Origin of the sequence: Pseudomonas sp., assembly GCF_050739995.1 — a bacterium.
Classification (GTDB): domain Bacteria; phylum Pseudomonadota; class Gammaproteobacteria; order Pseudomonadales; family Pseudomonadaceae; genus Aquipseudomonas.
The window spans coordinates 1-6,450 of sequence record NZ_JBOICG010000104.1; the positions used below are offsets into that span (position 1 = coordinate 1).

General features: G+C 59.8%; 6 protein-coding genes and 1 riboswitch. Of the genes, 3 read left to right on the forward strand and 3 right to left on the reverse strand.

Features of this window, described 5'->3' with window-relative positions; translation table 11 throughout:
* Positions 1–53: 53 nt before the first annotated feature.
* The 3 genes from ACRESD_RS03585 to ACRESD_RS03595 all read right to left on the reverse strand — a co-directional run bounded on the left by ACRESD_RS03585 (position 54) and on the right by ACRESD_RS03595 (position 2,893).
* Positions 54–638 (reverse strand): TMEM165/GDT1 family protein, encoded by a 585-nt coding sequence (locus ACRESD_RS03585; RefSeq protein ID WP_004372026.1) that lies wholly within the window; start codon positions 636–638, stop codon positions 54–56.
* Between the two features lie 88 nt (positions 639–726).
* Positions 727–848: riboswitch (yybP-ykoY riboswitch) on the reverse strand.
* Between the two features lie 50 nt (positions 849–898).
* Positions 899–1,897, reverse strand: a complete 999-nt coding sequence (locus tag ACRESD_RS03590; RefSeq protein ID WP_431749666.1) for a methyltransferase — start codon at positions 1,895–1,897, stop codon at positions 899–901.
* Positions 1,898–1,927: 30 nt separating this feature from the next.
* Positions 1,928–2,893, reverse strand: a complete 966-nt coding sequence (locus ACRESD_RS03595) for a 2-hydroxyacid dehydrogenase (RefSeq protein WP_431749667.1) — start codon at positions 2,891–2,893, stop codon at positions 1,928–1,930.
* 84 nt (positions 2,894–2,977) lie between these two features.
* On the opposite strand from ACRESD_RS03595, the gene ACRESD_RS03600 reads away from it, so the two are divergent.
* From ACRESD_RS03600 to ACRESD_RS03610, 3 genes are all read left to right on the forward strand, one after another.
* Positions 2,978–3,610, forward strand: a complete 633-nt coding sequence (locus ACRESD_RS03600) for a LysE family translocator (protein WP_431749668.1) — start codon at positions 2,978–2,980, stop codon at positions 3,608–3,610.
* 253 nt (positions 3,611–3,863) lie between these two features.
* Positions 3,864–5,546, forward strand: coding sequence for a fatty acid--CoA ligase (locus ACRESD_RS03605; RefSeq protein WP_431749669.1), 1,683 nt, complete (start codon positions 3,864–3,866; stop codon positions 5,544–5,546).
* 333 nt (positions 5,547–5,879) lie between these two features.
* Positions 5,880–6,450, forward strand: a 571-nt coding sequence (locus ACRESD_RS03610) for a DUF1302 domain-containing protein (protein WP_431749670.1), incomplete at its 3' end; no start/stop codon positions are given.

The following is a 6,450-nucleotide window of genomic DNA, read 5'->3' on the forward strand; positions in this document are numbered from 1 at the left end:
ACACTGCCATCGGGAGCAAGCCCCCTCCCACAATTAGTTTGGGTTCACAGCCTTTAGATCCAGCCGCTGCTTTGCATGGCTTTGTATACGGCGACGATAGCCAGGATGAAGAATGCCGTGGCTGCCAGTCGACGAATCAAGGTCAGCGGCAGCTTCTCCGCTGCAAAATTACCCGCCAATACCACCGGCACGTTGGCAATCAGCATGCCCAAGGTGGTGCCGATAATCACCAGCCACAACTCCGGGTACTGCGCCGCCAGCATCACCGTGGCGATCTGTGTCTTGTCGCCGATTTCGGCGAGGAAGAATGCGATCAGGGTGGTCAGGAACGGCCCGAACTTGCGCGTGGTACTGGCTTCGTCATCGTCGAGTTTGTCCGGCACCAGGGTCCACAGTGCCGTGGCGCAGAAGCTCGCCGCCAGAATCCAGTGCAACACCGCATCCGAGAAGAAACTGCCGAACCAGGCCCCCACGGCACCGGCGGCCGCATGGTTGGCCAGGGTCGCGGCCACGATACCGGCGATGATCGGCCAGGGCTTGCGAAAGCGTGCAGCCAGGATAAGCGCGAGCAGTTGCGTCTTGTCGCCGATTTCGGCCAAGGCAACGATTGCGGTAGGAACGAGTAATGAATCCAGCATCAGGTAGGTTTCCAGGGGCGGGTCGACACGGCTATGACACGTACAGCCTTCCCGCCCCGGGTAAGGTGTGCGTGTCATAGGTCTTGTCAAACCCCGGTCCGTCTGTGCGGACTCCTGGGTCGCATACGCCATGGTCTGCTGACCAAGTATGTTGACGTATGCCGGACGAGCGTGGCGCTCGTGGGAGACTACTCCCCTAGGACGGAGCGGATTCTGCCTAGGCAAAATCCATTCGGCAAGCCTTCTTTTTCAAGCGCCCGTCAGCCGCGCTTGGCACGGTAAATGCGAAAGCCATTGCCTTCGGCCTTGATCGCGCACACGCCCAAGTGCTCTTCGATCAGCGGTTGATACTTCAGGAAACTATTAGCGACCAGCCGGAGTTCGCCGCCTTTTGCCAGGTGTTTTGCGGCTTTTCGCAGCAAGTTTTCCGTGGCGAAATAGTCGGTGTGCACCCCGACATGGAACGGCGGATTGCTCAGGATCGCGTTCAAACCCATTGGTGCGGCGTCGATTCCGTCACCGGTCAACACCTCGGCTTCCAGACCATTGGCTGCCAATGTCAGGCGGCTGCTGGCGGCGGCAAAGGCATCCACATCCAGCATCGTCACACTGTTGTGCGGGTAGCGACGTTTGACCGCAGCGCCCAATACGCCAGCGCCGCAGCCGAAGTCGAGCAAATGACCGCTGGGCAGTTTGTCCAGGTGTTCCAGCAACAGCTCGGTGCCGCGATCCAGGCGCCCGTGGCTGAATACGCCGGGCAGGCTCACCACCTTGAGCGGCCCTTCGGCCAGTGGCACCTCGAAGACTTGCGCCAGGCTTTCCAGCTCGACCGCTTGCGGGGCGTTGGCCACGGTGACTTGCCACAGCTGGCAATGCCGCGCGTTGTCGAGCTTGCGCGGCTTGCCGAACGGGATCATCTGCTTGGCGGCGCTTTCGATGCCGCCCTTTTTCTCGCCGACCAGAAACAGCTCGGCGCCGGGCAGGCGTGCGGCCACGGCGTTGAGCAGGTAATCGGTGAGGTCCTTGGACTTGGGCAGGAAGATCACTGCCGCATCGAACGAACGCTCAGGTACGTTCACGCCGAACTGGCTGCGCTCGGGGAAGCGTGCATCGAGTGCTGCCTGGTCGCCCGCATGCCAGCACCAGCCGTGGGCATTGGGCAGGCGCCCCAGCAGGTCGTCGGCAGGCAAACCGACCAGCAGCAGGTTGCCTTGAAAAAGTTCGGCCTGACGAAGCAGTACTTCACTGCGCGGATCCATAGTCTGCTCCTTGAAAAGGGGCGCAGTTTATCAACTGACGACGCGCAGCGGGGCACCGTTGAAAAAGCCTTGGGCGTTTTCCGCCAGTTGGCCAACGATGCGCTGCCGTGCTTCGCGACTGCCCCAGGCGTTGTGGGGCGTGACAATCAGCCGAGGAATATCGCCAGCCAGCAATGGGTTACCAGCTACTGGAGGTTCCACGCTCAGCACATCGGTCGCGGCGCCGCCCAGATGACCGCTGCGCAACGCATCGGCCAGGGCCTGTTCATTGATCAACCCACCGCGTGCCGTGTTGACCACAAACGCGCCGGGCTTGAGCAACGCCAGCTCGCGGGCGCCGATAAAGTTGCGGGTGTGGTCGTTGAGCGGGCAGTGCAGGGTCAGCGCGTCCACTTGCGTCAGCAATTCATCCAGCGGCATGCGGTCGGCGCGGGCAGGGCGCCCTGGGATGGCGCCCAACACAACGCGCATGCCGAAGGCTTCGGCCAGGCGCGCCACGGCGCTGCCCAATTCTCCATGGCCGAGCAAGCCGAGGGTTTTACCTTCAAGTTCGACGATAGGGTGATCCAGCAGGCAAAACTGCTTGGCCTGTTGCCATTTGCCCGCGCTGACGTCTCGTTGATAGTCCTTCAGGCGTGTCGCCAGGTTGAGCAGCAGCATGATCGTATGCTGCGCCACCGACGGCGTGCCATAGCCCTGGCAGTTGCTCACGGTGATGCCGTGACGGCGTGCCGCTTCCAGGTCGACGTTATTGGTACCCGTGGCCGATACCAGGATCAGTTTGAGCATGGGGCAGGCGGCCAAGGTTTCAGCGTTGAGCGCAATTTTGTTACTGATCGCAACTTCAGCGCCTTGCAGGCGTTCGACTACATTCTGCGGGGGTGTCTGTTCGTACAACTGCAGTTCGCCAAAGCAATTTCGCAGCTCGCTGAGGTCGAGGTCCCCGAGGTCCAGGGACGGGTGATCAAGGAAGACCGCGCGGCGATTGTTCGTCATCAACTGTACCTTTTGCGACAGGGTTCGAAGGCGTAATCTGCCGAGCCTATCAGATGAAATAATCAGTTACTTCATGGAGTGAGCATGTACGTTGCCGAGTTTTTGACCGTAGCCCTGATTCACTTATTGGCGGTGGCCAGCCCCGGCCCGGACTTCGCCGTGGTGGTGCGCGAGAGTGTGAGCCATGGCCGCCGCGCCGGGACTTGGACCGCACTGGGGGTCGGTTCGGCGATTTTTCTGCACGTGGGGTACTCGTTGCTCGGCATCGGCTTGATCGTGTCCCAGTCCATCGTGCTGTTCAACGCGCTGAAATGGGCCGCCGCGGCGTATCTGCTGTACATCGGTTTCAAGGCATTGCGCGCCCAGCCGGCCAAACCTGCCGCCGAAGGCGAATTACACCGCGAAGCGGGCGAGCGCACCCCGCGTGGCGCGTTTACCGCAGGTTTCGTGACCAATGGCTTGAACCCCAAGGCCACATTGTTCTTCCTCTCTCTGTTCACGGTGGTGATCAACCCGCATACGCCGCTAGCCATTCAAGCCGGTTATGGCGTGTACCTGGCGGTGGCGACGGCGCTGTGGTTTTGCCTGGTTGCCATGTTGTTCAGCCAGCAGCGCGTGCGCGCCGGGTTTGCGCGGATGGGGCATTGGTTTGATCGGACGATGGGCGCCGTGCTGATAGCCATTGGTGTGAAGCTGGCTTTTACCAGCATGAAGTAATCAAGTTTATTGAGTGATGTGGGAGGGGGCTTGCCCCCGATTGCGGAGTATCAGCTAATGAATACTTAGCTGAATGACCGCTATCGGGGGCAAGCCCCCTCCCACATTGGATCTTCTTCAGCTCTGGATGGTGGCGCAAAGCTAGCACTTACGCCGGTCTGCAAATCATTCCTTTGGCTGATTTGGCTGGCACATAAGCTCTCTAAAGTGCAGGTCTTCAAGCCAAGACCGTGCAGTCAGATAAGGGATTCGTATGTTGCAGACCCGTGTTATCCCGCCCGCCGAAGGCGCGTACCAATACCCGCTGTTGATCAAACGCCTGTTGATGTCCGGAACCCGTTACGAGAAGACCCGGGAAATCATCTACCGTGACAAGCTGCGTTATACCTACCCCACCCTGATCGAGCGCGTCGCCCGCCTGGCCAACGTGCTCACCGCCGCAGGGGTGAAGGCCGGTGATACGGTCGCGGTCATGGACTGGGACAGCCATCGCTACCTGGAATGCATGTTCGCCATTCCGATGATCGGTGCGGTGATCCACACCATCAACGTGCGCCTGTCGCCGGAGCAAATCCTCTACACCATGAACCACGCCGAGGACCGCTTTGTGCTGGTCAACAGCGAGTTCGTGGGGCTTTACCAAGCGATCGCCGGGCACCTTACTACCGTCGACAAGACCCTGCTGCTCACCGACGGAGACGCCAAGACCGCCGAATTACCGAACCTGGTGGGTGAGTACGAAACCCTGCTGGCCGCTGCCAGCCCGAAATACGACTTCCAGGACTTCGACGAAAACTCGGTAGCCACCACCTTCTACACCACCGGCACCACCGGTAATCCCAAGGGCGTGTATTTCACCCATCGCCAACTGGTACTGCACACCATCGGCGTGGCAACCATCATGGGGAGCGTCGACAGCGTGCGTCTGCTGGGCACCAACGACGTGTACATGCCGATCACGCCGATGTTCCATGTGCATGCCTGGGGCTTGCCGTATGTGGCGACCATGCTTGGGCTCAAACAGGTCTATCCCGGCCGCTACGACCCGGAATACCTGGTGGAGTTGTGGCGCAAGGAAAAGGTCACTTTCTCCCACTGTGTGCCGACCATCCTTCAAATGGTGCTTAACGCCAAGGCCGCCCAGGGCGTGGATTTTGGCGGTTGGAAGATCGTCATCGGCGGCAGTGCGTTGAATCGCTCGTTGTATGAAGCCTCCAAGGCCCGCGGTATTCAACTGACCGCCGCGTACGGCATGTCCGAGACCGGGCCGTTGGTGTCCTGTGCCCATCTCAACGAAGAGCTGATGGCCGGCAGCGAAGATGAGCGCACTACCTATCGCATCAAGGCTGGTGTACCCGGGCCCTTGGTGGAGGCGGCGATTGTCGATGCTGATGGCAACTTCCTGCCCGCCGACGGCGAGTCCCAAGGTGAACTGGTACTGCGCGCGCCGTGGCTCACCGAAGGGTATTTCAACGAGCCGCAGAAGGGCGCCGAGTTGTGGGCTGGCGGCTGGATGCACACTGGCGATGTGGCGACCCTCGACGCCTTTGGGGTGATCGACATCCGTGATCGCATCAAGGACGTGATCAAGACCGGCGGCGAGTGGATCTCCTCGCTGGCCCTCGAAGATCTGGTCAGCCGCCATCCTGCGGTACGCGAAGTAGCAGTGGTGGGCATCGCCGATCCGCAATGGGGCGAGCGCCCGTTTGCGCTGGTGGTGGTGCGTGATGGCCATGTGATAGGTGCGCGAGAGCTCAAGGAGCACCTCAAGCCTTTCGTCGAACTGGGTCACTTGAGCAAGTGGGCCATTCCAAGCCAAATCGCCGTTGTTACTGAAATTCCCAAGACTAGTGTAGGAAAACTCGACAAAAAACGTATCCGTATCGACATCATCGAGTGGCAGGCCAACAACAGTACGTTCCTGTCGACCCTCTGACGCCCTTCGCCGCGCCCGTTCGGGCGCGGCAATGCTCTATCTCAAGCCTTCACTTGTGATTTATCGATTTTCAGCCATCCTTGCCGCGCCGATCTTCATCGGTGTGGCGAAAGGGTTGTGGCAGACGGGTTGGTGATGCAAATCACACTTTAGAGGGATCAAGCGCTACCCCCTGCTGGCTATAGTCCCTTCCAGAGTATTTCGCGGATGTTGCGCTTCGGGCCATGGGGGCTCGGCTGCCATTCGGCATTGGGATCGTTGTATTCCGGCTGATACATGCATCTGTAAGAAAGAACTCACTGCCATAACAATAATGCACATGGAGTAGCGTCGATGACCTCAGTAAACCAGTTCTGGCGCCGGGCAAGACTGCCTCTGGCCGTCAGTCTCGCTTCTACGCTCGCCGGGCCCGCATTCGGCGTCAGTTTCAACGTGGGTGAAATCGAGGGGAGTTTTGACTCATCCCTGTCGGTGGGTGCCAGTTGGAGCACTTCCAAGGCCAATCGCGACTTGATCGGCGTCAACAACGGTGGCAAAGGTTTGTCACAGACGTCGGATGACGGCCACTTGAACTTCAAGCGCGGGGAAACCTTCTCGAAGATCTTCAAGGGCATTCATGACCTGGAACTGAAGTACGGCGATACCGGTGTGTTCGTACGTGGCAAGTACTGGTACGACTTCGAACTCAAGGACGAAAACCGCGAGTTCAAGGACATCAGCGACAAAGGCCGGCCCATGGGCGCGCGCTCGTCCGGTGGGCAGATTCTCGACGCCTTCATCTACCACAACTACTCGATTGCCGATGAGCCGGGTTCCGTGCGGCTGGGTAAGCAAGTTGTGAGCTGGGGCGAGAGTACCTTCATTGGTGGTGGTATCAACGCCATCAACCCGATTGACGTGGCTG